The organism is Streptomyces sp. NPDC001617, assembly GCF_053596855.1.
In genome coordinates this window covers 18,745-41,997 of record NZ_JBSFHA010000069.1, presented here as the reverse complement: position 1 = coordinate 41,997, position 23,253 = coordinate 18,745, and the positions used below count along the sequence as shown (strand labels likewise).

General features: G+C 71.5%; 21 protein-coding genes and 1 pseudogene. 11 read left to right on the top strand and 11 right to left on the bottom strand.

Annotation, left to right across the window (positions count from 1 at the left end; translation table 11 throughout):
- Position 1: 1 nt before the first annotated feature.
- The 3 genes and pseudogenes from ACWC09_RS37910 to ACWC09_RS37900 all read right to left on the bottom strand — a co-directional run bounded on the left by ACWC09_RS37910 (position 2) and on the right by ACWC09_RS37900 (position 2,683).
- Complete coding sequence (locus ACWC09_RS37910; RefSeq protein WP_450855583.1) at positions 2-1,375, bottom strand: FAD-binding oxidoreductase; 1,374 nt, start codon at positions 1,373-1,375, stop codon at positions 2-4.
- A pseudogene (locus ACWC09_RS37905) lies at positions 1,372-1,650 on the bottom strand (cytochrome P450); the annotation flags it as partial. The gene ACWC09_RS37910 and the pseudogene ACWC09_RS37905, both read right to left, overlap by 4 nt.
- A 325-nt stretch (positions 1,651-1,975) precedes the next feature.
- Positions 1,976-2,683 carry a TetR family transcriptional regulator gene (locus tag ACWC09_RS37900; RefSeq protein WP_450855582.1) on the bottom strand — a complete coding sequence of 236 codons (708 nt, stop codon included), beginning with the start codon at positions 2,681-2,683 and terminating at the stop codon, positions 1,976-1,978.
- Positions 2,684-2,854: 171 nt separating this feature from the next.
- Between ACWC09_RS37900 and ACWC09_RS37895 the strand changes: the two genes are divergently transcribed.
- The 5 genes from ACWC09_RS37895 (at position 2,855) to ACWC09_RS37875 (ending at position 7,978) form a co-directional block, all read left to right on the top strand.
- Positions 2,855-3,679 carry an SDR family oxidoreductase gene (locus tag ACWC09_RS37895; RefSeq protein ID WP_450855581.1) on the top strand — a complete coding sequence of 275 codons (825 nt, stop codon included), beginning with the start codon at positions 2,855-2,857 and terminating at the stop codon, positions 3,677-3,679.
- 460 nt (positions 3,680-4,139) lie between these two features.
- Positions 4,140-6,584: a nitrate- and nitrite sensing domain-containing protein gene (locus ACWC09_RS37890; RefSeq protein ID WP_450855580.1), complete on the top strand. Its 2,445-nt coding sequence runs from the start codon at positions 4,140-4,142 to the stop codon at positions 6,582-6,584.
- Positions 6,581-7,018 carry a roadblock/LC7 domain-containing protein gene (locus tag ACWC09_RS37885; protein ID WP_450855579.1) on the top strand — a complete coding sequence of 146 codons (438 nt, stop codon included), beginning with the start codon at positions 6,581-6,583 and terminating at the stop codon, positions 7,016-7,018. Before ACWC09_RS37890 ends, ACWC09_RS37885 begins: the two co-directional genes overlap by 4 nt.
- Entirely contained in the window at positions 7,015-7,389 is a 375-nt protein-coding gene (locus ACWC09_RS37880; RefSeq protein ID WP_450855578.1) for a DUF742 domain-containing protein, read from the top strand. The genes ACWC09_RS37885 and ACWC09_RS37880 overlap by 4 nt, the downstream gene beginning before the upstream one ends.
- A complete protein-coding gene (locus tag ACWC09_RS37875) occupies positions 7,370-7,978 on the top strand; it encodes a GTP-binding protein (protein ID WP_450855577.1) in 609 nt (202 codons plus the stop codon). Before ACWC09_RS37880 ends, ACWC09_RS37875 begins: the two co-directional genes overlap by 20 nt.
- A 19-nt stretch (positions 7,979-7,997) precedes the next feature.
- Here ACWC09_RS37875 and ACWC09_RS37870 read toward each other — a convergent pair whose 3' ends face one another.
- Positions 7,998-9,038: an LLM class F420-dependent oxidoreductase gene (locus ACWC09_RS37870; RefSeq protein ID WP_450855576.1), complete on the bottom strand. Its 1,041-nt coding sequence runs from the start codon at positions 9,036-9,038 to the stop codon at positions 7,998-8,000.
- Positions 9,039-9,366: 328 nt separating this feature from the next.
- Between ACWC09_RS37870 and ACWC09_RS37865 the strand changes: the two genes are divergently transcribed.
- The 3 genes from ACWC09_RS37865 to ACWC09_RS37855 are packed head-to-tail and all read left to right on the top strand — an operon-like array spanning position 9,367 to position 11,843.
- Entirely contained in the window at positions 9,367-10,548 is a 1,182-nt protein-coding gene (locus ACWC09_RS37865; protein ID WP_450855575.1) for a hydroxylase, read from the top strand.
- Positions 10,545-11,069: a flavin reductase family protein gene (locus ACWC09_RS37860; protein WP_450855574.1), complete on the top strand. Its 525-nt coding sequence runs from the start codon at positions 10,545-10,547 to the stop codon at positions 11,067-11,069. The genes ACWC09_RS37865 and ACWC09_RS37860 overlap by 4 nt, the downstream gene beginning before the upstream one ends.
- Positions 11,070-11,102: 33 nt before the next feature.
- The gene (locus tag ACWC09_RS37855) at positions 11,103-11,843 is read left to right on the top strand and encodes a hypothetical protein (RefSeq protein WP_450855573.1); all 741 of its coding nucleotides are present in this window, start codon (positions 11,103-11,105) and stop codon (positions 11,841-11,843) included.
- A 64-nt stretch (positions 11,844-11,907) separates the two neighbouring features.
- Here ACWC09_RS37855 and ACWC09_RS37850 read toward each other — a convergent pair whose 3' ends face one another.
- Genes ACWC09_RS37850 through ACWC09_RS37840 form a run of 3 tightly spaced genes read right to left on the bottom strand, consistent with a single transcriptional unit; the run spans position 11,908 to position 14,605 of the window.
- Complete coding sequence (locus ACWC09_RS37850) at positions 11,908-12,684, bottom strand: SDR family NAD(P)-dependent oxidoreductase (RefSeq protein WP_450855572.1); 777 nt, start codon at positions 12,682-12,684, stop codon at positions 11,908-11,910.
- 7 nt (positions 12,685-12,691) lie between these two features.
- Entirely contained in the window at positions 12,692-13,456 is a 765-nt protein-coding gene (locus ACWC09_RS37845; RefSeq protein ID WP_450855571.1) for an SDR family NAD(P)-dependent oxidoreductase, read from the bottom strand.
- Positions 13,457-13,480: 24 nt separating this feature from the next.
- Positions 13,481-14,605 (bottom strand): acyl-CoA dehydrogenase family protein, encoded by a 1,125-nt coding sequence (locus ACWC09_RS37840; RefSeq protein WP_450855570.1) that lies wholly within the window; start codon positions 14,603-14,605, stop codon positions 13,481-13,483.
- 97 nt (positions 14,606-14,702) lie between these two features.
- On the opposite strand from ACWC09_RS37840, the gene ACWC09_RS37835 reads away from it, so the two are divergent.
- Complete coding sequence (locus ACWC09_RS37835; RefSeq protein WP_450855569.1) at positions 14,703-15,875, top strand: thiolase family protein; 1,173 nt, start codon at positions 14,703-14,705, stop codon at positions 15,873-15,875.
- Between the two features lie 6 nt (positions 15,876-15,881).
- Positions 15,882-16,643 (top strand): enoyl-CoA hydratase, encoded by a 762-nt coding sequence (locus tag ACWC09_RS37830; protein ID WP_450855568.1) that lies wholly within the window; start codon positions 15,882-15,884, stop codon positions 16,641-16,643.
- 39 nt (positions 16,644-16,682) lie between these two features.
- On the opposite strand, the gene ACWC09_RS37825 is transcribed toward ACWC09_RS37830, so the two are convergent.
- The 3 genes from ACWC09_RS37825 to ACWC09_RS37815 are packed head-to-tail and all read right to left on the bottom strand — an operon-like array spanning position 16,683 to position 20,148.
- A complete protein-coding gene (locus ACWC09_RS37825; RefSeq protein ID WP_450855567.1) occupies positions 16,683-17,408 on the bottom strand; it encodes an ABC transporter ATP-binding protein in 726 nt (241 codons plus the stop codon).
- Entirely contained in the window at positions 17,405-18,217 is an 813-nt protein-coding gene (locus ACWC09_RS37820; RefSeq protein WP_450855566.1) for an ABC transporter ATP-binding protein, read from the bottom strand. Before ACWC09_RS37820 ends, ACWC09_RS37825 begins: the two co-directional genes overlap by 4 nt.
- Positions 18,214-20,148, bottom strand: coding sequence for an ABC transporter permease (locus tag ACWC09_RS37815; protein WP_450855565.1), 1,935 nt, complete (start codon positions 20,146-20,148; stop codon positions 18,214-18,216). Before ACWC09_RS37815 ends, ACWC09_RS37820 begins: the two co-directional genes overlap by 4 nt.
- A 197-nt stretch (positions 20,149-20,345) precedes the next feature.
- On the opposite strand from ACWC09_RS37815, the gene ACWC09_RS37810 reads away from it, so the two are divergent.
- Complete coding sequence (locus ACWC09_RS37810) at positions 20,346-21,596, top strand: ABC transporter substrate-binding protein (RefSeq protein ID WP_450855564.1); 1,251 nt, start codon at positions 20,346-20,348, stop codon at positions 21,594-21,596.
- A gap of 36 nt (positions 21,597-21,632) precedes the next feature.
- Here ACWC09_RS37810 and ACWC09_RS37805 read toward each other — a convergent pair whose 3' ends face one another.
- The gene (locus ACWC09_RS37805) at positions 21,633-23,111 is read right to left on the bottom strand and encodes an aldehyde dehydrogenase family protein (protein ID WP_450855563.1); all 1,479 of its coding nucleotides are present in this window, start codon (positions 23,109-23,111) and stop codon (positions 21,633-21,635) included.
- Positions 23,112-23,253 lie beyond the last annotated feature (142 nt).

Sequence of the window (23,253 nt, the reverse complement as noted above, 5' to 3'; positions counted from 1 at the left end):
CTCAGTCGAAGAGGATCCCCGGGTTGAGGATCCCGTCGGGGTCGAAGGCGTGCTTGATGCGGCGCATCAGTTCCACCTTGGCGGGGTCCTCCAGTTCGAGGAAGTACCGCTTCTTGGTCGTACCGATGCCGTGCTCGCCGGAGATCGCCCCGCCCAGGGCCGCGCCCGCGCGGAACAGCCGCCGCAGCACCGCGTCGCGCCGCTGCGGGTCGGGCTGGAAGACGGCCAGGTGCACATTGCCGTCGCCGGCGTGTCCGCAGCCGGTGATGACCGACCCGCTGTCGCGGGCGATGACGTCCGCCTCGGCGAACAGCGCGGGCAGCGAGGCGCGGGGGACGACGATGTCCACGACCTCGTCGGCACCGGCCGCCTTCGAGGCCCAGAACGCCCGCTCCCGCGCCTCCATCAGATCGCGCGCGGCGGCCGCGGGCAGTACGTACACATCGGCCGCGCCCAGGCCGAGCAACTGCTCTCCGAGGCCTTCCACCTCGGCTTCGAGCCGCTCGGCGGACCGTTCTTCCAGGAGTACGACCAGATAGGCCAGGGCGGTCCGGCGGACCTGCTCGGGGATGCCGAGCTCCAGCTCCTGCCGGGCGGTCATCGCCGCCATCGTGAGCATGTCGACGTACTCCAGGGCCAGCGGGTCGAGGCCCTCGGCCAGCAGTCGCGGCACGGCGCGCGAGATCTCCTCGGCGGAGGCGAAGGGCGCGAGAACGGTCCCCCGGTGCCCGGACCGGGGCCGCAGCCTCAGGGTCGCCTCGGTGACCAGGGCCAGGGTGCCCTCGGAGCCGACGACCAGCTGGGTCAGGTCGTAGCCGGTGCTGGTCTTGACGTACTTTCCGCCGCCGCGCACGATCTCGCCCGAGGCGAGGACGGCCTCGACGCCGAGCACATGATGGCGGGTGACGCCGTGCCGCACGGCGTGCATACCGCCGGCGTTGGTGTTGACGGTGCCGCCGACCGTGGCGCTCTGCTCGCCCGGGCGCACCGGGTAGCAGAGGCCCAACGGCTCGGTCCGACGGTCGAGTTCGGCCAGTGTGACCCCGGGCTGCACCACGGCGACATGGTTGGCGGTGTCGATCTCGACGATCCGGTCCATCCGCTCGAAGGACACGACGATCCCCTCCGCGCGAGGAACGCAGGCCCCGCACAGGCCGGTCCCCGAGCCCCGCGGCGTCAGCGGAATCCGCTGCGCGGCGGCCACCGCCACGATCCCCGACACCTCCGCCGCGGTGGCGGGGCGCACCACATACGCGGGCGGCTGTGCCACGGCGGTCAGCGACTCGTCGTGACCGTACTGCGCCGGAACGCGCTCCCCGCTCAGAACGTGCTCCGGCCCCACCACCTTGGCCAGCAGCGATCCGATGTCGGTCATGATCCGGTCCCCTCGACGACGGTGACGTGCTGCGTGCGGTCCGCAGCCGTGCTCGCCATCATGGGTCCGTGGCCGCCGATCACGGACCGGCCCAACAGGCCCTGTCGAAAGGCCAGTTGGCCCCGTGGGCCGGTCACCGGGTGACCGGCAGCCCGTACACCCCGTACACGGCGGAACAACGTGCCGTAGACGACCTGGAGTTCGAGACGGGCCAGGGGCTGGCCGAGGCACTGGTGGACGCCGAAGCCGAAGGCCATGTGGCGGCGCGTCTCCTTCAGGGTGGGGGAAGGGGAGCCGCCGTCATGCAAACCCACGAACCTGACAACTACCAGTCAGTGAACTGACAGCGGATCGATGTGGCCGGATATCGGCCGTGATCCGCTGCCGTCACTGCTCCGGCGCATCGAGCCGCGGTGTGACGGCGGGCGGGGGCCCATCCGTGGTGGGGCGCCGACGGCCCGCTCGCACCCGACCGTGCGCAACTCCGCGCCGCCCGGCAGCGCATGCTCGCGCTCGCCCCGGCCCTGATCGTGCCGGGTCACGGCACACCCTTCCCACCCTTCGGCGCCACACCGGTGCGAGCCGGGCGGCGCCGTACCGTCAACCGGTGGCGTCGACGGGCTCCCACTCCGCCTCGGGATCGAGCGGCAGGCCGGGCCGGTCGCGCTTGAACGCCGCGGCCTGCTCCTCGACCTTCGGCAGCGCGTGGTCGGGCGCGCCGAAACCGCGGAACAGGGTCGCGCAGTACTCACGGGCCAGATAGGTCGCGTCCCACTGTCCGTCCGGCCTGACCCACTGATAGGTGTGGTTGTGGAGGTTGAGGAACTGCAGGGTGGCCAGCCGCGGCGGCAACGCCCGGAAGGTGCCCTGGTCGACGGCCTCCGCGAGCAGCCCCGAGATCAGGTCCTCGAAGTCGGAACGCTGGCCCAGCAGGGTCTTCAACTCCGGGCCGCTGAGGCTGCGGTAGTCGTGCTCGTAGACCCAGATGTGGTCCAGCCTGCGGAAGATGATCGTCAGCAGCGACTCCGAGAGCAGCCGCAGCCGCAGCAGGGGGTCGGTGTCGAGCTCCGCGATCTGCCGGGTGCGGGACAGCAGCGGCCCCATCACCCGGGACTGGATCTCGACGAGGAGGTTCTCCTTGGACCCGATGTAGTAGTACAGCGCGCCCTTGGCGAGCCCGACCGCCCGGCCCAGGTCGTTGATGGACGTCGCCGCGTAGCCCTGCCGGGCGAACAGCTCCGCCGCGACGTCGATGATCTTCTGTCGTCTGACCTCGAAGCCCGGTCCATGGCCCGGCGGTCGTGGCATGAGTCCTCTCCCCGCTTGATGTGACGAACGGCCGACCGAACCGACTCCCGGGGCCACGTCGGACGCGCTTGCGCACATCCGGGGGAAGTGGACGCCGGGACATCACTCGGTTCGCTCGACCAAACGGTACGTTAAAAGACGGAGCTCAGGCGGGACAGTGAGGAGTGGCGCATGACCACGGTAGGTATTGCCACCGGTGCCGGTCGCGGGACGGGAGAGGCATGCGCGCGGCGCCTCGCCGACAGGGTGGACGTTCTGTTGCTCGCGGACCGCAACGAGGCGGCCGTGGCGGCCGTCGCGAAGGACCTGTCCGGCTCCGGCAGGAAGGCCGTCGTCGAGCCGATCCGTGTGGACGTCACGGATCCGCAGGACCTCGCCGCGCTGGCCGGGCGGGCCGGTGAACTCGGCACCCTGCGGGCGGTCGCGCACGCGGACAGCGTCGAGCCGGAGGACGCCGACTGGCGCGGGATCATCGAGGTCGACCTCGTCGGAACCGCCCTGCTCGCCGAGGCGCTGCGCCCCCTGGCCACCGCCGGCACGGCCTTCGTGTACTGCGCCTCGGTGTCTCCGCTGATCGCCCACGTCGAACCCGACCCGGTGGTCGCCGCCGTCCTGGACGACCCGGCGCAGGACGAGTTCCTCGACCGCATCCGCGAGGCGATCGGCCCGGCCGTCGAGGACCCCGCGTGGGCCTACCCGTGGGCGACCTACGGCGTGCAGCGCTTCACCCGGGCCGAGGCGGTCCGGCTCGGCCCGGTGGGCGCCCGTGCCTGCTCCGTGTCGCCCGGGGCGATCGACACCCCGCAGACCCGCCTGGAGGCGGCGCGGCACAAGGCCGTCCAAGAGCTCATCCAGCGCACCCCGCTGGGCCGCACCGGCCGCTACGAGGAGGTCGCCGCCGTCGCCGCGTTCCTGCTGTCGGACGAGGCGAGCTTCGTCAACGGCGTCGACATCGTCGTGGACGGGGGCCTGTGCGCGGCGGTGCGGGACGAGTAACAGCTCCAGGTGTGTGTGATCTAGGTCACATATGCGCCCGAGTGGGGTGGCCTTCGCCGTGGCACCCCCGGGTGACCTCCCGGCGTCCGTCGAAGTGCGTCCCGCAACCGCTTCACCCTGCGTAATCAGCTGAAACATCTTCATGGGTCGCGCGATCGCACGCGATCTGCCCCCCGAATTTCTACGCGCGTAGTGGACTGATCGTCCTAATCGCGTGGGTGGGCGTGCTTACGCGTTCCCTTGACCCCGATCGACTGGCTCGGTTTCATACCTATCCGGCTTGCAGCCCCACCGGCGTTCCCGCTGCGCTCCGCCAACTCCCCAGCCTGCCCTGGCGTGTTCCCGCATGCCCGGGCCGCTCCGCCGTGCCCTGCGCCACCCCGGAAAGGAAATACCCGGTGCCCCCGTTCCCCACCCCAGCCCAACTCCACAGCCGTGCCGTCCGATGCGAGTGGGCGAGGTGAGCCGACACCGGGTCAAGTCCGCGCGGACCAAGGTCAACGCCGGTCGCGGCCGCAGTATTCGGGCATCGCTCATCGCCCTCGCGGTGGTCCCGGCGGCGGCGATGGCCCTGCTGTGGGCCAGCGGCTCGGCCGTACAACTCGACCAGTGGCACAAGGCGGAACAGGTCGGGAGTTCGGCGCGGACCACGTATGCCCTCGTGCCCGCCATCGGCGCGTTCCAGGAGGAACGGCAGCTGACGGTCCGTCGGCTCTCGTCGCACGGCGACAGCAGCGCCCTGGAGGCACAGCGCCGCCGGACCGACGCGGTACTCGCCGCTTTCCGCAAGGCGGATTCCGCTTCCGCGGGCGACGGTTCCGCGCAGTATCGGGACCAGCTGGTCGTCGTACGGAAGCGGCTGGCCGATCTGATCGCCGAACGGACGGTCGTCGACAAGGGGAAGACGACCCGGCAGCACGCCTACGACGTCTACTCCGAAGCCGTGGCGTCCGTGCTGAATCTCTTCGGAATGCTCAACACCGACAGCGGCGACGGGGCCACCGCGGCCGACGCCGGTCACGCCCTGGCGTTCATGCGCGCGACGGAGGCACTGGCGCAGGAGGAGACGATCCTCGACGGGGCCCTCGCCACCCGGCAGTTGAGCGTACGGGAGCGGACCGACCTGACGGCCGCCGCCGCCGTCCGCGCCTCCGTGCTGTCCAACGAAGTGGCGCCGTACCTGCCCACGGACCTGCGCGGGGCGCTCAAGAGGGTCATGAGCGGCCGGGACTGGGCCGCGATGAGCGCCTTGGACACCGCCGTCACCGACGCGACCACGGTGAAGGACGGCACGATCGAAGTCCCCCGTGCCACGGCCGACCGCGCCTCCGCGCCAGGGCGTGTCTCCACCGACGTGCGGGACGTCCAGAACCGGTATCTGTCCACGGTCACCGGCAACGCCCACGACCGGACCCGCACGCTGCTCTACCGGGTGCTGCTGGGCAGCGCGCTCGCCCTGGCGGCGGTGCTCGCCGTCGCCTTCCTCTCCTGGCGCATCACCCGCTCGCTGCTCGGCCGTATGGCCCGCCTGCGCACGGAGACGCTCGAACTGGCCCAGGACCGACTGCCCGAGCTGATCACCCGCCTGCGCGCCGAGGGCAGCCGGGCCGATGTCGACCAGTTGCCCGAACTCGACTACGGCACCGATGAGTTGGGCAAGGTCGCCGAGGCCTTCAACAGCGCCCAGCGGACCGCCGTGAACGTCGCGCTGGAACAGGCCTCCCTGCGCGAGGGAGCCCGGCTGGTCTTCCACAACATGTCGCGTCGCATCCAGATCCTGGTGCACCGTCAGCTCACGGTGATCGACGCCATGGAACGCAAGGAGCAGGACCCGCAGCTGCTGGCCGACCTCTACCGCGTCGACCATCTCGCGACCCGGATGCGGCGCAACGCCGAGAGCCTGACCGTCCTGTCCGGCGCGGCCCCGCGGCGCCGCTGGAAGCAGGCGGTGCCGCTCGCGGACCTCCTGCGCAGCGCGGTCTCCGAGATCGAGGGCTACGCCCGCGTGGTGGTCGAACCGATGCCACCGATCGCGGTGGCGGCTCCGGCCGTCGGCGACGCGATCCATCTGATGGCCGAGCTGATCGAGAACGGTGTCACCTTCTCCCCTCCGCACACGGAGGTCCGGGTCCGGGCCCTCCCGGTGGCCCAGGGGTACGCCGTCGAGGTGGAGGACCGGGGCCTGGGCCTGTCGGCGGAGGAGTACGACGCGGCGAACGTCCTGCTGCACGACCCGAAGGACTTCAGCTTCACCGCGCTGGGCGAGGACCCGCGGCTGGGCCTCTTCACGGTCGGACACCTGGCGCAGCGGCACGGGATCACGGCCGGCCTGCAGGCCTCGTCGTACGGCGGAACGCTGGCCGTCGTCGTCCTCCCGCACGCCCTCACCGAGCCGGCCACCGAGACCGTGCCGCCCCTGGACCCACGGGCGGAGCGCCATCTGGCCTCGGTCGCCGGCTCCGTGGGCGCGGGTACGTCGCCGGGTGGTCTGCCGAGGCGCACCCGCGCAGCAGGGCAGCATCCCCGAACGGCACCCCCGGAAGGTGGTCCGCCCCGCGTCGCGGTACCTCCGGACGGGGCCGCCCCCGTCGCCGGACCTCCCCAGGGGGCCCCTTCTCCGCAGCCCCGTACCGGTCGCCCCAGCCGTCTCCCGCGCCGGGTGCGCCAGGCCAACCTCGCGCCGCAGCTGAGGACAGGGCCCGTGGAACCGGACGGCGAGTCCGAGCGCGCCCGGCAGGCCCCGGAGCGCAGGCCGGAGCAGGCGCGCTCGATGCTCGCCGCCCTGCGGGACGGCACCCGCCGGGCCAGGGCCCAGGAGGAAGTCCCCGAACCCGTCTGGCCCTCGGTCCCGCCCGAGCGGCGTCCGCTGCCCACCCGTCCCCGCCCCACGAGGAGCACCCCATGACAGCGACCAACACCACCCAGGACGGACTGGCCTGGCTCCTGGACAGTCTGGTCGAGCGGATCCCCGAGACCCTGCACGCCATCGTCCTGTCGGAGGACGGGCTCCTCGTCGGCGCCTCCGAGGCCCTCGAACGAGCCGACGCGGAGCAGCTCGCCGCCATCGCCTCCGGCGTCCACTCCCTGGCGCAGGGCACCAGCCGGCACTTCGGCGGGGGACGGGTGCAGCAGACCGTCATCGAGATGGACGACCTCTTCCTCTTCGTCACCACCGCGGGCGGCGGTGCCCGGCTCGCGGTCCTCGCCACCTCCGCGGTGGACGTCGGCAACGTCGGCTACGAGATGACCATGCTCGTCCGTCAGGTGGGCCAGTTCCTCAGCGCCGCCCCGCGATTCCCCGAGTACGGCGACGGACGTTTCGCGGGTGAGCATGAATGAGGCACTGGTCGGAGGAAGACCCCTGGGCGGACGACGACCCGGGCCCGCTCGTCCGCCCCTACACCGTGACCCGCGGCCGTACCTCGTCCGCCCGCCCCGGTATCGAACTCATCTCGCTGATCAGCACCGTCCGTCCACCCACCCGCGACCAGCGGCTGCAACCCGAACAGAACCGCCTGCTCGCCCTGTGCCGCACACCGACGGCCCTGGTGGAGGTAGCCGCTCGCCTGGACCTGCCCGTCACGGTGATCCGCGTACTCCTCGACGACCTGCTCGACCACCAGCTCGTCTCCGTCTCCCCGCCCTCCGCGACCGGTACCCCCGACGCCCGCTTCATTCAGGCAGTGATCGATGGCATTCGCAGAATCTGACCGCGGCCGCACCGCGCTCGCACCCGACGCCGCGACGGCCAAGATCCTCGTCGCCGGCGGCTTCGGCGTCGGCAAGACCACCCTGGTCGGCGCGATCAGCGAGACGGAGCCCCTGCGCACCGAGGAGCTCATCACCGAGGCCAGCGTCGGCGTCGACGACCTGGCCGGCGTGGAGCGCAAGACCACGACGACGGTCGCGATGGACTTCGGCCGCATCACCCTCAGCCAGGCCCTCGTGGTCTACCTCTTCGGAGCCCCCGGGCAGGACCGCTTCTGGTTCATGTGGGACGACCTGTCGCGGGGCGCGCTGGGCGCGGTCGTCCTGGCGGACACCCGGCGCCTGGAGAGCTGCTTCCCGTCGGTCGACTTCTTCGAGCACCGGGGCATCCCCTTCGCCATCGGCGTCAACTGCTTCGACGGCCGCTGCGAGGAGGACGAGGAGGAGATTCGCGCCGCGCTGGACCTCGCTCCCGACGTGCCTCTCGTGCTGTGCGACGCCCGCGACCGGGAGTCGGTGAAGAGGGTGCTGCTCGCCCTGCTCGAACACGTCATGCGAGGCTTGGCGGCCGAGGCCGCGGCGGCCTGGTGACATCGGGGACGGGGCTGTTTCAGGAGGTCATGGCCCTGAGTCGCTCGACGTCGTTCAGCCGCTGTGCCGTGGTGGGGGCCAGGGGCCGGACCTGGAGGGTGGTGACGCCGGCGGCGCGGAAGGCCGCGAGCCGTTCGGCGACGTAGGAGGCCGGGCCGATCAGGGAGGTCGCCCGCAGCAGATCGGCGGGGACGGCGGCCGCGGCCTCGTCCTTGCGGCCCGACAGGTACAGGTCCTGGACGGTGGCGGCCGCGGACTCGTAGCCGTAGCGGCGGGCGAGGTCGTTGTAGAAGTTGTGGCCGCGGGCCCCCATCCCGCCGATGTACAGGGCGAGTTGGGGCCGGGCGAGTTCGATCAGGTGGTCCACGTCCTCGCCGATGGCCAGGGGCGGGGAGACCACCACGTCGAGCGCGCCGAGGGCGGGATCCCGCCGTGCGGAGCCCTCGGCCAGCGCCGGGCCCCACACCTCGGCCGCCCGCTCCGGATGGAAGAACATCGGCATCCAGCCCTCCGCGATCTCGGCGGCCAGTGCCACGTTCTTCGGCCCGATGGCGGCCAGCACGATCGGGATGCGTGCGCGCACCGGGTGGTTGATGAGCTTGAGCGGCAGGCCGAGGCCGGTTCCCTGCTCGGGCGGGAGCGGGATGCGGTAGTGACGGCCCTCGTGCACGACCTTCTCCCGGCGCCAGACCGACCGGCAGATCTCCACGATCTCGCGGGTGCGGGCCAGCGGAGCGGTGTACGGCTGTCCGTGGAACCCCTCGATCACCTGCGGCCCGGAGGCACCGAGACCCAGCGTGAACCGGCCGTCGGAGACGAAGTCGAGGCCGGCTGCCGTCATCGCCGTCAGCGTGGGCGTGCGGGTGTAGATCTGGAGGATTCCGGAGGCGATCTCCAGGCGCTCGGTGTGTGCGGCGATGAAGCCGAGCTGGCTGATCGCGTCGAAGGAGTAGGCCTCGGGCACGAAGACGATGTCCAAGCCCGCCTTCTCGTAGTCGCGGAGCCCGGCCACGGCCTCCTTGAAACCGCCGCTGTAGCTCAGGGGCATACCGATGCGCATCCGGACCCTCCACCCACCCATGCACCGCCAATAAAGGACACTCTATAGAGAGATTGACCGGATCTGCGAGGCCGACTGAACGGCGTCGACGTCCTTGTCGACGGCGCGGTGTTCGCGGCCGTCCGCGACAGGTGACGACCGGCATGACCGGCGCACGTCAGGGGCGGGTGGGGCACACGGCCCACCCGCCCTTCGTCGTGCCCGCGCCCCAGTCCCGGTCAGCGGAAAGCGCACAGCGGCCGCCGGTCCCGCGCGCCGACACTGAGGCCGTCCGGCCGCCGGTGACGCGCGGCCCATGCGAGGGATCAGGGACCGGGAGGTGTGCGGAGTGACGCATGAAGTGGTCGGCCGTGTCGAGGAGTCGGGTGCCGAACTGGCCGGGCTCGCCGACGAGAACGAGTCACTCGGCAAGCTGAGCGACCGGACCGTCGAACTGCTCCGTTCCACCGGGGTCGTACGGCTGCTGCAGCCCAAGGAGTTCGGTGGATTCGCCGCCCATCCCCGGGACTTCGCGGAAGCGGTGATGGCGGTCGCCCGGCACGACGGGGCGGCCGGCTGGGTGTGCGGTGTCGTCGGCGTCCACCCCTGGGAGCTGGCCCAGCTGGACCCGCGCCTCGCCCACGAGGTCTGGGACGAGGACCCGGACACCTGGATCGCCTCGCCCTACATGCCCAACGGCATCGCCGAACCGGTCGACGGCGGCTATGTCCTCAGCGGCCGCTGGCCCTTCTCCTCCGGCAGCGACCACTGCCGCTGGGACTTCCTCGGAGCCCTCCTCGGCGACGGCAAGGGCAGGCCCGCCGGGCCCATCACCGTGCTCCACGTCGTCCTGCCCCGCTCCGACTACGAGATCATCGACGGCACCTGGGACGTCGTAGGACTGGCGGGCACGGGCAGCAAGGACGTCGTCGTCGACAAGGCGTTCATCCCCGAGTACCGCACGATCCGGCAGGAGGCGGTCCAGGAGGGCGCCGCCGCGGAGGCGGTCGGGCTCACCGACACCCTCTACAAGCTGCCGTTCGCCTCGATGTTCCCGCTCGGCATCACCGCCGCCGTCATCGGCATCTGCGAGGGCGCCCTCGCCGTCCACCTCGCCCAGCAGCGCGACCGCGTCGCCGTGACCGGCGTCCAGGTGCGCGACGACCCGTACGTCCTCTACGCCGCCGGCGAGGCCGCCGCCGAGATCGCCGCCTCACGGGTCCAACTCATCGACGGCATCAGCCGGTTGTACGACAAGGTCGAGGCCGGCCGGCCGGTCACCATCGAGGATCGCGCCGACGTACGGCGCAACCAGGTCCGTTGCGCCTGGCGTGCCGTCTCCGCCCTCGACGAGATCTTCGCCAGGTCCGGCGGCAACGCGATCCGCCGCGACAACCCGATCCAGCGGTACTGGCGGGACGCCCACGTCGGACTCCAGCACATGATCCATGTGCCGGGCACCGCGTACCACGCCAACGCCCTGGCCCAGATGGGACTCGAGCTGCCCGAGTCGATGCGTGTCCTGATATGAGCCGGCGGTTCCGCGACGTCCTGGGCAACTTCCCCACGAGCGTGGTCGCGATCACCACCACGGACGCCGAGGACCGGCCGCACGGCATGATCGTCGGCACCTTCACCTCCGTGTCGCTGGACCCGCCCCTGGTGTCCTTCCTGGCCGACCGCTCCTCCACGACCCTGCGGACGATCAGGGCCGCGGGCCGCTTCTGCGCCAACGCCCTTGCCGGCAAGCAGGAACGGCTGTCGAGGAAGCTCGCGACCGGTCCGGCCGGGCAGCGGTTCGAGGGCACGGCCTGGCAGGCGTCCGCCCTCGGCAACCCGGTGCTGGACGGGATCGTCGCGTGGGTCGACTGCACGATCGAGCAGGTCGTTGAGATCGGAGATCACCTCCTGGTCGTCGGGCGGGTCCATGACCTGCGCGCCGAGTCGCCGGGGACCCCGCTGCTGTTCTTCCGGGGCGGATACGGCGACTACCTGTCGAGCGCGGGACCGCTGCTCGACAGCCTCGTGGGCTGGCACGAGATCGGCCGGTAGACACCGGCCGGTCGACAGAAAAGGGAGCCGCAGATGAAGCAAGACCTCCATTTCAGACTGCAACGCATCTCGGCGTGGTGCGGAGTCGTCCTGTTCGTCGGATTCTTCGCCGCCTTCGCCGTGGGGCACCTCACCCCGCCGATGAGTCCCACGGAGAGCCCCCAGGACATCGTCACGTTCCTCAAGGACCACCGCACGGGCATCCTCACTTGTGTCGCCCTGATGGTCCTGCTCGTCCCGTTCGAGTACCCGTACGTCGTCGTGACGAGCATGCAGCTGCGCCGGGTCGAGGGCGGCTGGGGCCTGCTCTCCATGATCCAGCTCACCACGGGCGTGGTGGCCCCGCTCGGGTTCTTCTTCCCGCTCGCCATCCTCGCCGCCGCGGCCTGGCGGCCCCAGGCGCACTCCGCCGACGTCCTGTCCGCGATGACCGACACCTTCTGGCTGATGTTCGTGGGCAACGCCTGCATCTTCGTGCTCCAGGTCTGGTCGATCGGGTACGCCGCCTTCATCGACCACCGCCGCGCCAAGCCGGTCTTTCCGCGCTGGTACGGCTGGCTCAGCATGGTGCTGGGCGTGCTGCTCATCCCGGGCGCCTTCGTCTTCCTCAACAAGACCGGACCGCTCGCCTGGGACGGCCTCCTCGCGTACCTGATCCCCTCGATCGCGTACGTCTTCTGGAAGATCGCCACGCCGTACGTGCTGCTGAAGGCGATCACGTCCGAGCAGAAGGAGCTGACCGAGAGCACGACGGCCGAGCCGGCGACCGTGTAGAGGCACAGCCGTACACGCCTGTGGCCCCGCGAGAGCCGTCGCGGGGCCACAGACGTGTACGGGGCTAGACGGAGAGCGCGAACCCGCCCGTCACGCGCAGGGTTTCGCCGGTGACGAAGGACGCCTTCGAGGAGACCAGATACAGCAGCGCCTCGACGATGTCCTGCTCCCGGCCTTCCTGGCGCAGGATCTGCTCCCCGAGGACACGGTCCGCCTCGGCGGGGGAGAGCTGGGCCCGTACGGTGTCGGTGAAGATGAGGCCCGGCGCGATCGCATTGACCCGGATGCCGTCGGCGGCGAACTCGCGCGCGAAGGACACCGTCAGGCCGCGTACGGCGAGCTTGGAGACGCCGTAGATGCTTCGGTTCGCGTACGCCGCCGACGAGGAGATGTTGACGATGGAGGCGCCCTCGCGTCCCCGCATGGCCTTGTGCGCCGCGAGCGAGCAGATGATGGTGCCCATGACGTTGACGTCGATGACGCGCCGTACCTTGGCGAGGCCCAGTTCGGTGAACGGCCTGTTGTAGGCGGCGTGCAGGCCTGCGTTGTTGACCAGGACGTCCAGTCCGCCATGGCGTTCGACGATCTCACCCACGACCGCGCCGACCTCGTCCTCGTCGGCCACGTCACAGCCGACGCCGGCCGCGCTCAGGCCCTTGGCGGTGAGTTCCGCCGCCGCCTCGGCCGCGGCGTCGCCGTCGATGTCGGCGAGCACGACATGGGCGCCGAGGGACGACAGCGCCTCGCCGAAGGCCTTGCCGAAGCCGCGACCGCCCCCGGTGACGAGGGCCACCCTGCCCTGGTGTTCCGCGCTGTCGTCCGGCATCAGAACCTCACTCATCAGAACCTCACTTCGGTCCGAACCGCTGGCCCGCGTCGAGCCGCAGGCACTGGCCGTTCAGCATCGGGTTGTCGACGACGGCGAGGGCGAGCTTGGCGTACTCCTCGGGTCGGCCCAGCCGCCTGGGGAACGCGGCGTCCTTCACCAGCGCGGCCCGCGTCTCGGCGGGGATCTTCTCGGTGGCGCCCGTCTCGAAGAGGCTGGGCGCGATGGCGACGACGCGGATGCCGAGCGAGCCGAGGTCGCGGGCCATGGTGAGGCTCATGCCGGCGATGGCCGCCTTGGCCGCCGAGTAGGCGACCTGACCGATCTGTCCCTCGTAGGCGGCGATCGAGGACGTGTTGACGATGACGCCCCGTTCGCCGTCGGGCTCCTCCGGCTCGTTGCGGCTCATGCGCGCCGCTGCCAGCCGGCTGATGTTGAAGCTGGCGACGGCGTTCAGGTCGAGCACCCGGCGGAAGGTCTCCAGGTCGTGCGGACCGTCCTTGCCGAGCGTCCGCCGTACGCTGCCGCCGCCCGCGGTGGTGACGGACACATGCAACCCGCCGAGAGCCTCCACGGCGGCGTCCAGGGCGCCCTCCGTCGCCTCGAAGTCGGTGACGTCGACGGGATGGAAGCTCCCGCCGAACGCGGCGGCGACCTCGGCTCCCGCCGACGTCGGACGGTCCAGTACGGCGACGTCGGCACCGCGGGCCGCGAGCAGCTCGGCGGTGGCCCGGCCCATGCCGGAGGCGCCGCCGACCACCACGGCCTTCTTGCCCTTGATCTCCATCGGGAACCTTTCGGATCGTTCGGCTCAGGCGGACGCGGGAGACCGCCGCAGGAGGGTGCACAGCCGGTCGCGGTGCACGGCGGCGTCGCCGTACAGCACGCTGTCGGCACGGGCGCGGCGCAGGTGGAGGTGGAGGTCGTGCTCCCAGGTGAAGCCGATGCCGCCGTGCAGCTGGAGGGCCCGGGCGGCGACCTCGCCGGCCCCGGCCGCGACGTACGAGGCGGCTGCGCAGGCGGCTCGGCCGGCGTCGTCGGCCCCCGCGTCGGCCGACATCGCCGCGTAGGAGGTGGCGGCCCTGGCGCCGTGCACCAGCAGCGCCATGTCGGCGCACGCGTGCTTGACGGCCTGGAAGGTCCCGATGGGCCGCCCGAACTGCACACGGGAGCCGGTGTGTTCGACGGTGAGCTCCAGCATGCGCTGCATCACTCCGAGGGCGTCGGCGCACCGCAGCACGGATGCCTCGTCGAGCAGCCGCTGGATCTCCTCGGGCCGGGCGGCCAGGCGGCGCTCGTGCGGGACGCGTACGCCGTGGAAGCGGACCTCGTAGAACGAACGGGTCAGGTCCAGGACCTGCTGCCGGCGGACGGTGATGCCGGGGCCGGCGCGGTCGACCAGGAAGGACGCCGGGACCCCGTCGTGGCGTGCGGTGACGAGCAGCCGGCGGGCGCCGCCGGCGTCCTGCACCGCCGTCTTGACCCCGTCGAGGACGATCGCGTCCCCGTCGGTCCGGGCGGTCGCGCGGATACCGTCGAGGGACCAGGGGGCGTGCGGTTCGGCGAAGGCCCAGGTCGCCCAGCCCGATCCCGTGGCGAGTTCGGGCAGCACCTCCGCCCGCAGTCCGGGCGACCCGGCGGCGGCGAGTGCCCGTCCGACGACCGAGGTGGGCGCGAACGGACCCCGCCCCAGCGCGCGCCCCAACTCCTCGGCGACGAGAGTGAGTTCCACGAGTCCCTGGCCGGTGCCGCCGTACTCCTCGGGCAGACCCAGACCGGGCCAGCCGAGGCCGGCCGTCAGCCGCCACACCTCGGGATCGACGTCCTCGTCGCGATCCGTCCACGCCCGTACGTGCCCGATCGGGGCCCGGTCCGACAGCAGGTCGCGCGAGGCCTCGCGCAGCATCTCCTGCTCCTCGCTGAGCTCGAAGTTCACCGTAGCAAGGTATCCTCTTTTATCGCAGCGGTCGAGATCTGCGCTCAATCTCGCGGGATATCTGTTGATCGTTCCCCTATTTAAGTACTCTGAATTCATGGTTGATGCCGTTCTTCTCTCCGCGTGCCGCACCGCGATCGGAACCGCCCGCCGAGGAACCCTGCGGGACACCGACGCCTTCGAACTCGCCACGACCGTGGTCCGCGAGGCCGCTCGGCGCAGTGGACTGCCTCCCGAGACCGTCGACGACGTCGTCCTCGGCGAATCCCTGGCCGGAGGCGGGGACATCGCCCGGTACGCCGCGCTCCAGGCAGGGCTGACGCACGTCCCCGGCCTGGCCCACAACCGGCACTGCGCCTCCGGACTCGCCAGTGTGGCGACCGCCGCCGCGAGCGTGCGGGCCGGGATGGACCGGGTGGTGATCGCGGGCGGGACCCACTCGTCGTCCACGGCGCCGGTGGCGCGGCGGCGCATTCCGGGCACCGACGACTGGCAGGACCCATGGATGGCGCCGACCCATGTCCCCACGCCCGAGGCGCCCAACGACGACATGGGCGTCCTCGTCGGCTGGAACACGGCCCGGCTGGCCGGCCTCACCCGTCGGGAGATGGACGCCTGGGCGCTCCGCTCCCACGAGCGGGCCGTACGGGCCATCGACGAGGGCCGGTTCACCGAGGAGATCGTGCCCGTCAAGGTCGCCGGCCGGGACGGAGCGACCGTTGTCTTCGACACCGACGAGCATCCGAGGCGCGACACCAGCGCCGAGAAACTGGCCGCGCTGAAGGTGCTGCACCCCGAGATCGAGGGCTTCTCCATCACGGCCGGCAACTCCAGCGGTGTCAACGACGGCGCGGCCGCGGTCGTCGTCGCCGGCTCGGACGTGGCCGCCGCGCACGGACTCACCCCCCTCGCGACGGTACGGGCCTGGGCGAGCGTGGGAGTCGATCCCGTCGAGACCGGGCTCGCGCCGATCGCCGCGATCCGCAGGGCGCTCGACCGTGCCGGGCTCGGCCTCGACGACGTCGACCTGTTCGAGGTCAACGAGGCGTTCGCCGCGGTCGCCCTCGCCACCACCCGCGAACTGGGCCTCGACCCCGAGCGGGTCAACCCGTTCGGCAGCGGGTGCAGCCTCGGCCACCCGATCGCGACCACCGGCACGCGCATGGTCGTGACCCTGGCGCACGAGTTGCGCCGTCGTGGCGGCGGGACCGCGGTCGCGGCCATGTGCGCGGGCGGCGGCATGGGCTCGGCCATGGTCCTGACGGTGTGAACGACGGTGATCGAGGCCGGGGCCGACGGACTGGAGGGTCGTTGGAGCGACGGCGTGCTGTGGCTGACGCTCGACCGGCCGCAGACGCGCAACGCGATGACGATCGCGATGCGACGCGGGCTCATCGAGGCGGTACGGGCGGCCGACGCGGACGCGGAGACCCGGCTGGTGGTCCTCACGGGCGCCGATCCCGCGTTCTCGGCCGGCATCGACCTCAAGGAGGCGCTGGGCAACGGCGGAAGTTCCCCGCGGGGAGCGCGCACGGACCCCGCCGAGGTGGTACGGGCGTCCCGCACGCCGGTGCTCGGGGTGATCAACGGCCTTTGCTACACAGGGGCGTTGGAGCTTGCCCTGTCGTGCTCGTTCCTCATCGCCTCCGACCGGGCCCGGTTCGCCGACACCCATGCCGCCGTCGGACTGACCGCGGGCTGGGGGATGAGCGCGCTGCTGCCGCGAGCGGTCGGCGTACGCCTCGCGCGCCGGATGATGCTGACGGGCGAGCCGATCGACGCCCGTCAGGCGCTCGCGGCGGGCCTGGTGACCGAAGTCGTACCGCCGGACCGTCTGCTCGACCGGGCGCGCGAGATCGCCGGTCTGATCCGAGCCGCCCACCCCGGAGCCGTGGCGGAGACGCTCGAGCTGCTCGCCGCCGGGGAGGACACCAGCCTCGCCCACGCGCTCGCGCTGGAGGCGCAGGCGAAGCTGCGGCGACGCCATGACGTGGCCGATGTGGCGCGACGGTTCGCGGCACGCACGGACACCTCGTGACCGTGGTGATGTGCCGCGCGGGCGACCAGCCGTGACAACTCAGGCCGCCGTCGCCTCCCCGAGGTAGCGGCGCAGGAGTTCCGGCCCGGCGCGATCCGCCTCGCCCGCCCACGCGATCCGGCCGCGCCGCAGGAGGAGGCAGTGATCGGCGAAGTCGAGCGCCCGGCTCGCGAACTGCTCGATCATGACGACCGCGACGCCGGCGGCCCGCGCCCGCCGCAGGCTCTCGAACACCACGTCGACCATCTTCGGCGCGAGACCGAGCGACAGCTCGTCGGCGATCACCAGCCGCGGGTGGACCATCAGGGCCCGCGCGAGGGACAGCATCTGCTGCTCGCCGCCCGACAGCGTCCCCGCCGCCTGCCGCTGCCGCTCCCGCAGCACGGGAAAGATCTCGAAGGCCCGGTCGAGGGCCGCGGACCGCCCGCGCCGGTCGCGGGCGGTGGCCATCCGGAGGTTCTCCATGACCGTCAACGTGGGGAACACCCCACGGCCCTCGGGGAGATGAACCAGCCCGGCCCGGCGGATCGCGTCGGGCGACTGCCCGGTGAGGTCCCGGCCGTCGAGCACGAAGGTTCCGGCGCCGGGCTGCACAAGCCCCGAAAGCGCCCTGGCCAGCGTGCTCTTGCCGGCTCCGTTCGGTCCCAGCACGGCCAGCGCGCTGTTGGGCGACACCTCGAAGGTCACGTCCCGCAGCGCCTGAGCGGTTCCGTAGTGGACGGTCAGATCGCGGACGGCGAGCAGCGGAGACGCGGTGCCGTTCATGCGGGAGTCCTTTCCTCGCCGTGGCCCGCGCCCAGGTACGCGGCGCGTACGGCAGGGTCCTCCCGCACCTCGGCGGGGGAGCCCTCGCTGATCTTGACGCCGAAGTCGAGGACGTGGACCACGTCGCTCATCCCCAGCACGAGCTCGACATCGTGCTCGACCAGGAGCAGCGACACCCCGTGGTCGGCCACGACGCGGGTGAGCGTCGCCGCCAACTCGTCGGTCTCGCGCGCGTCCAGCCCGGAGGACGGCTCGTCCAGGAGCAGCACGCCCGGGTCGACGGCGAGCGCCCGCGCGATCTCCAGCAACCGGCTGGTGCCCAACGGCAGCCCGGAGACCGGCCGATGGGCCTGCCCGGTCAGCCGCAGCGCCCTGAGAAGCGCGTCGGCGCGCCGGTCCTCGTCGACGGGCGCCTTCCGGAAACCGCCCCCGGTGACGAGGTCGGTCCAGATCCGGTGCCGTGTGTGCCGCAGCCGGTACGCCAGCACCACGTGCTCGCGGACGGTCAACCCCGGGAACAGCTCCGGATGTTGAAAGGTACGGGCGAGACCGCGCCGGGCCCGCGCCTGCGCACTGGCCCGGGTGACGTCGTGACCGTCCATCAGCACCGAGCCCGCACTGGGCGCCAGCAGCCCGGAGAGTACGGCGAACAGCGTGCTCTTTCCCGCCCCGTTGGGGCCGACCAGCCCGACCACCGAGGCAGGCGGCACCGCCATATCGACCTCGCTCAGGGCGACGAGACCGCCGAAGCGGACGGTGACGCCCCGGGCCTCGATGCGAGCAGGTGTCCCGACGGAGGCCGCGCTCATACGAATTCTCCCTGAGGCGTCGAAGGCTCCTCGACGGGAGCTCGCCGCCCCTGCCGCCACCGCCCCAGCTCACGCAGCTGCCGGGCGTGCATCGCGATGATGCCCTCGGGGTTGCGGGCGAGCATGACCGCGCCCCAACCGAAGAGGATGACCGGGACTTCGGCCCAGCGGGTCGGCAGATACGTCTGGAACACACTGGGCAGCACGGCGAACGCCACCCCCGCGACCAGAGCGCCGACAACGGGCCGTGCTCCCACGGTGACCAGGACGGCCAGCCAGACCAGCCCGGTGAACGGGTTGAACGAGTCCGGCAGCGCCGACTGGTAGGCGAGGGCCACGAAACCGCCGCCGACCGCGGCGACGAAGGTGGCAGCGGCGGAGACGAGCACCTTGACCGGCACGATGCCGAGACCCAGCGTGCGCGATCCGGTCTCGCTCCAGCGGACCGCCGTCACGGCCAACCCCGCCGTCGAGCGGCGGAGGTTGACGACGAACAGACCGAGTGCGGCGAACACCGCCAGGGCGAGCAGGGCGAAGGTCCGGTTGTCCAGGGCCCATTCGGGGCGGGGCATGAAGATGCCCTGGCCCGAGTTGTAGAAGCGGTCCCGCATGAAGACCAGGTTCTGCGCGAGGAGTCCGAAGGTCAGTGTCACCAGGGCGACGTACAGGTTGCCCAGACGGATCGTCAGCAGACCGAGCACCACACCGATCGGAACCACGCACACCGCGCTCACCAGCACCGCCGCCAGCGGAGGCCACCCCGAGTTCGTGGTGAGGTCGGCGGCGAGCAGGGCGCCGAACCCCGCGAAGGTGATCTGGCACAGCCAGATCATGCCGCCCTCGCCCGTGACGAGCGTGCACGACAGCAGGGCCGTGGCCAGCGCGATGCCGGTCGCGGTCAGCCCGGTCCAGAAGTCGTCGAGGACCAGGGGGAGGCACGCGACCACGGCGAGTACCGCGAGCGGGGCGAGGAACCCCGACCGGATGGCCGTGGCAGGAGCGCTCGCGTTCTCCGCCCGGACCGCGCGGTCCAGGACCCCGCCCGCCGACGTGTCCCCGGCCCGTCCGCGCACCGCGTGGGCGACGAGGAAGACGAGCATGAACAGGAACGGCACGCTCGGCACGATCTGCGAGGACAGCGCACTCTGCGGATCGAGGTAGCGCTGGATCACGCTGGTGACGACGCCCATGGCGAGCGCGACCCCGACGGCCGTCGGCAGGCTGCGCAGCCGTGCCGCCACCACGGCCGCGAAGGCCGCCGCCATCAGGAAGGTCATACCGTCCACCGACAGACCGGCGGTGGGCGCGACGAGCACCCCGGCCAGACCGGCGAGCAGCGCACTGAACGCCCACACCCCGACCGACACCCGCGCGGGGCTGACCCCGGACATCGCGGTGAGCGCCTCGGAGTCGACCAGGGCGCGCACCTTCAGGCCGATGTCGGTATATCGCAGCAGCACGGTGCCGACGATCAGGACCACGGCGAGGCCCGCGTACGTGATCAGCTGGTTCATGTCGACCACCGTGCCGAACGGCCGGTAGACGGCGACCGGTTGGGGCGCCAGACCCGGCGCGGTGACGTTCACCAGCTGCCCGAACACGAGATTGACCAGGGGCGGCAGCGCCACCGACAGACCGATCGTCGCGACGATCTTCACCAGCGGCGAGCGCAGCCGCAGATGCCGGAAGAGCACCGCGTACAGCAGTACGCCCAGCGCCGGACCGAACAGTCCGATCGCGACGACCGCGGCGAGCGGCAGCGGCCAGCCCTGCTCGACGTAGAGGAAGTAGTAGAAGCGGGCCACGGCGAACGCCATGGCCCCGAACGCGAAGTTGAACACGCCCGACGACACATGGGTGACGACCAGCGAGGCCGCCGCGATGGCGTAGACGGCCCCGAGAGCGAGGCCGGCGACAACGTAGGAGAGCAACGACGGCCTCCTGGAAGGTCGTGCTCGGGAGAGCAGCGGAGTCCCGATTAAAGTGCGCTCATAAGGAGCCCACGTCAACCCTCAGGGGGCATATCGCCGCGCGATCCGATGACAAAGGATACTTAATATGCTCCACTGTGCCTCGCGTACCACCTGTCGGAACCGTCGTTCGACGGGCCGGGGACGGAGGAGAGCACATGAGAAGAGTCGGTGCCATCGCAACCTGGACGAGCGCCGCCGTACTGGTGCTCGCGGCCTGCGGCGGCGGATCCGCCGGGGCGGCCGGCACGAGCGGGCCGGTGAAGGTCGGCGTGCTGACCTCGCTGAGCGGCGCGGCGGCAGCGCACTATGCGGACACGGAAAGCGGAGTCAAGGCGCGGCTCGCGGCCTACAAGGCCGCCGGCGGCACGTGCGCCTCGCGCGGCTTCGACGTGGTCATGGGCGACGACCAGTCCACCCCGCAGGGCGCGCTCACCGCGGCTCAGCGGCTGGTGCAGCAGAAGCACGTGTACGCCGTGCTGCCGGTGAGCACGTACTTCTACGGCGCCGGACAGTACGCGGGCACCCAGGCGGGCGGCACCCCCTTCCTCGGGGGCGCCTTCGACGGCGGCGAGCAGTGGCTCGACCCGAAGTACGACAACCTCTTCCCTGCGATGTCCGGCACCGACTACGACCGGGCCGCGACCACCCTCGGCGCGTACTGGAAGAAGCTCGGCGGGACCAAGGCCGCCGTGGTCGCCTACAACACCCCGAGCTCCGCCAAGGCCGCCGAGGGCGCGGCGGTGTCGGCCGAACACGCCGGCCTGGGGCGCGGATACGTCAACGAGCGCATTCCGTTCGGGAGCAGCGACGTCGGTCCGATCGTCCTGGGCATCAAGAAGTCCGGCGCCGACGTGCTCTACGCCCCGGTGATCCCCGAGACCGGCTTCGCGCTCGCCACCGGTCTGCGCCGGGCGGGCGTGAAGATGAGGTCGATCCTGCTGGCCACCGGTTACGGGGCCGACCTCCTGAAGTCGCCGCCGACGTTGAAGGTGGCGCAAGGGGTGGGCTTCATGACGTCGTACGAACCCGTCGAGACGGACACGAAGGCGACCCGGGCGTGGTCCGCGGCGCTCAAGACGTACGCCAAGTCGGCCTCCGGCATCCCGTCCTTCTCCCAGGCCGTCGGCTGGATCAGCGCGGACCTGCTGCTGCACGGGCTGGAGAAGGCCGGTTGCACCGCGAGCCAGGAGAAGCTGATGGACGCCTTGCGCACCGACAAGAGCTGGACCGCCGGAGGACTGTTCCCGAAGCCCGCCGACTTCGCCGCCAAGGGGTCGTACTCGGTCGGCGGTCCGGGCGACTGCACCTTCGTCTCCCTCCTCAAGGGCGAGAAGTTCGTGCCCGATCCGGCGGGGGCGCCGGCCTGCGGTGAGCAGATAGCCGGTGTGAAGGTGAGCATCAAGTAGGGCGCCCGCGGCCGGGTGGCCCGCTCACCCGGCCGCTCAGCGCGAAGCCCAGCTGACGGTCTTGGTCTGCAGGTACTCGTCCAGCCCGAACTCGCCCCACTCCCGGCCGAGTCCACTCTGCTTGTAGCCGCCGAACGCCGCACGCGGATTCACCCCGGCGCTCCCGCCGTTGATCGCGACACCGCCGGCCCGGATGCGGGACGCCATCGCGTACGCGGCCACGGTGTCGGCGCTCCAGACGGCGCCGGCGAGACCGTACGGGCTGTCGTTCGCGATCCGCACCGCCTCCTCGTCCGTGCGGAACGGGATGACGACGCCGACCGGGCCGAAGAACTCCGTACGGGCGATGGTCATGTGGTTGTCGACGCCGGTGAAGAGGGTGGGTTCGACGAAGTAGCCCCGGTCGAGACCGGAGGGGCGCTTTCCGCCGCAGACCAGACGCGCCCCCTCCTCCTCGCCGATCCGGATCAGCTTCTCCACCTTGTCCCGCTGCGCCTCGCTGATCAGGGGGCCCATGGTGGTGGACGGGTCGGCCGGGTCGCCGACCCTGACCTCGGCGAGGGCCGCACTGAGCCGGGCGACGAACTCGTCGTGGACGGACTCGTGGACGAGCGTGCGGGTGAGCAGTGAACAGCCCTGTCCGGCATGGGTGGTGATGCCCGTGAGCGCCGAGCGGACGGCGCCGTCGAGGTCGCCGTCGGCGCGGACGATGTTGGCCGACTTGCCGCCGAGTTCCAGGACGACCTTCTTGAGGGAGGCCGCGGCCTGGGTGTAGACCGTGCGGCCGACCGTGTCCGACCCGGTGAAGCTGACGAGGTCGACCAGGGGATGCGTGGTGAGTTCGCGGCCGGCCTCCACATCACCGGTGACGATGTTGAGCACGCCGGGCGGCAACCCGGCGGCATCGGCGAAGTCGCCGATCAGCAGGGATTCCAGGGGGGTCGAGGGGGCCGGTTTCAGGACGGCCGTGCAGCCTGCCGCGAGGGCCGGGATCACCTTCATCATGCTGAGGAAGAACGGGAAGTTGTACGCGGAGATCAGCGCGCACACGCCGAACGCCTCGCGGCGCAGCACCCCTTGGGAGATGCCGATGCCCGGGGCGATCGTCGGGTCCATCGGGCGCTCCCAGGCGAAGGCCGGCAGCACCCGCTCGGCCATGTCGCGCAGATGCGTCACCGGGACCCGGGTCTGCAGGGTCTCGGCCAGCGCGCGGACCGAGCCCGCCTCGGCCATGTTGACGGCGACGAGCTCGGGCAGTCTGCGCTCCATCTCCTCGGCCATGCGCAGCAGGACGGCGCCCCGTTCCGCGGGCCTCATCCGCGGCCAGGGACCCTCGTCGAAGGCGCGCCGGGCCGCCTCGACGGCCTGCCGTACGTCCGCCGTCGACGAGCCCGGGACCTCCGCGACCGTCTCCTCGGTCGCCGGGTTGCGGACCGGGATCGGGGTGTCCGCGCGGCCGTCGGTCCGGCGTCCGTCGATGTAGAGCTGCGAAGAGAACGAGTACGCCGTCGTCATGTGTCGTCTCCAGATCGCCGGCCGACGTGTCAATTTGAGTGTACTGAATGAACAACCCGAAGTCAGTGGTGGTGGCGTCCACCCCTGTGTCAGTGAAATGTCAGCCTCGGTGCTGACGGCTGGTCGTCAATCCGTATGCCGA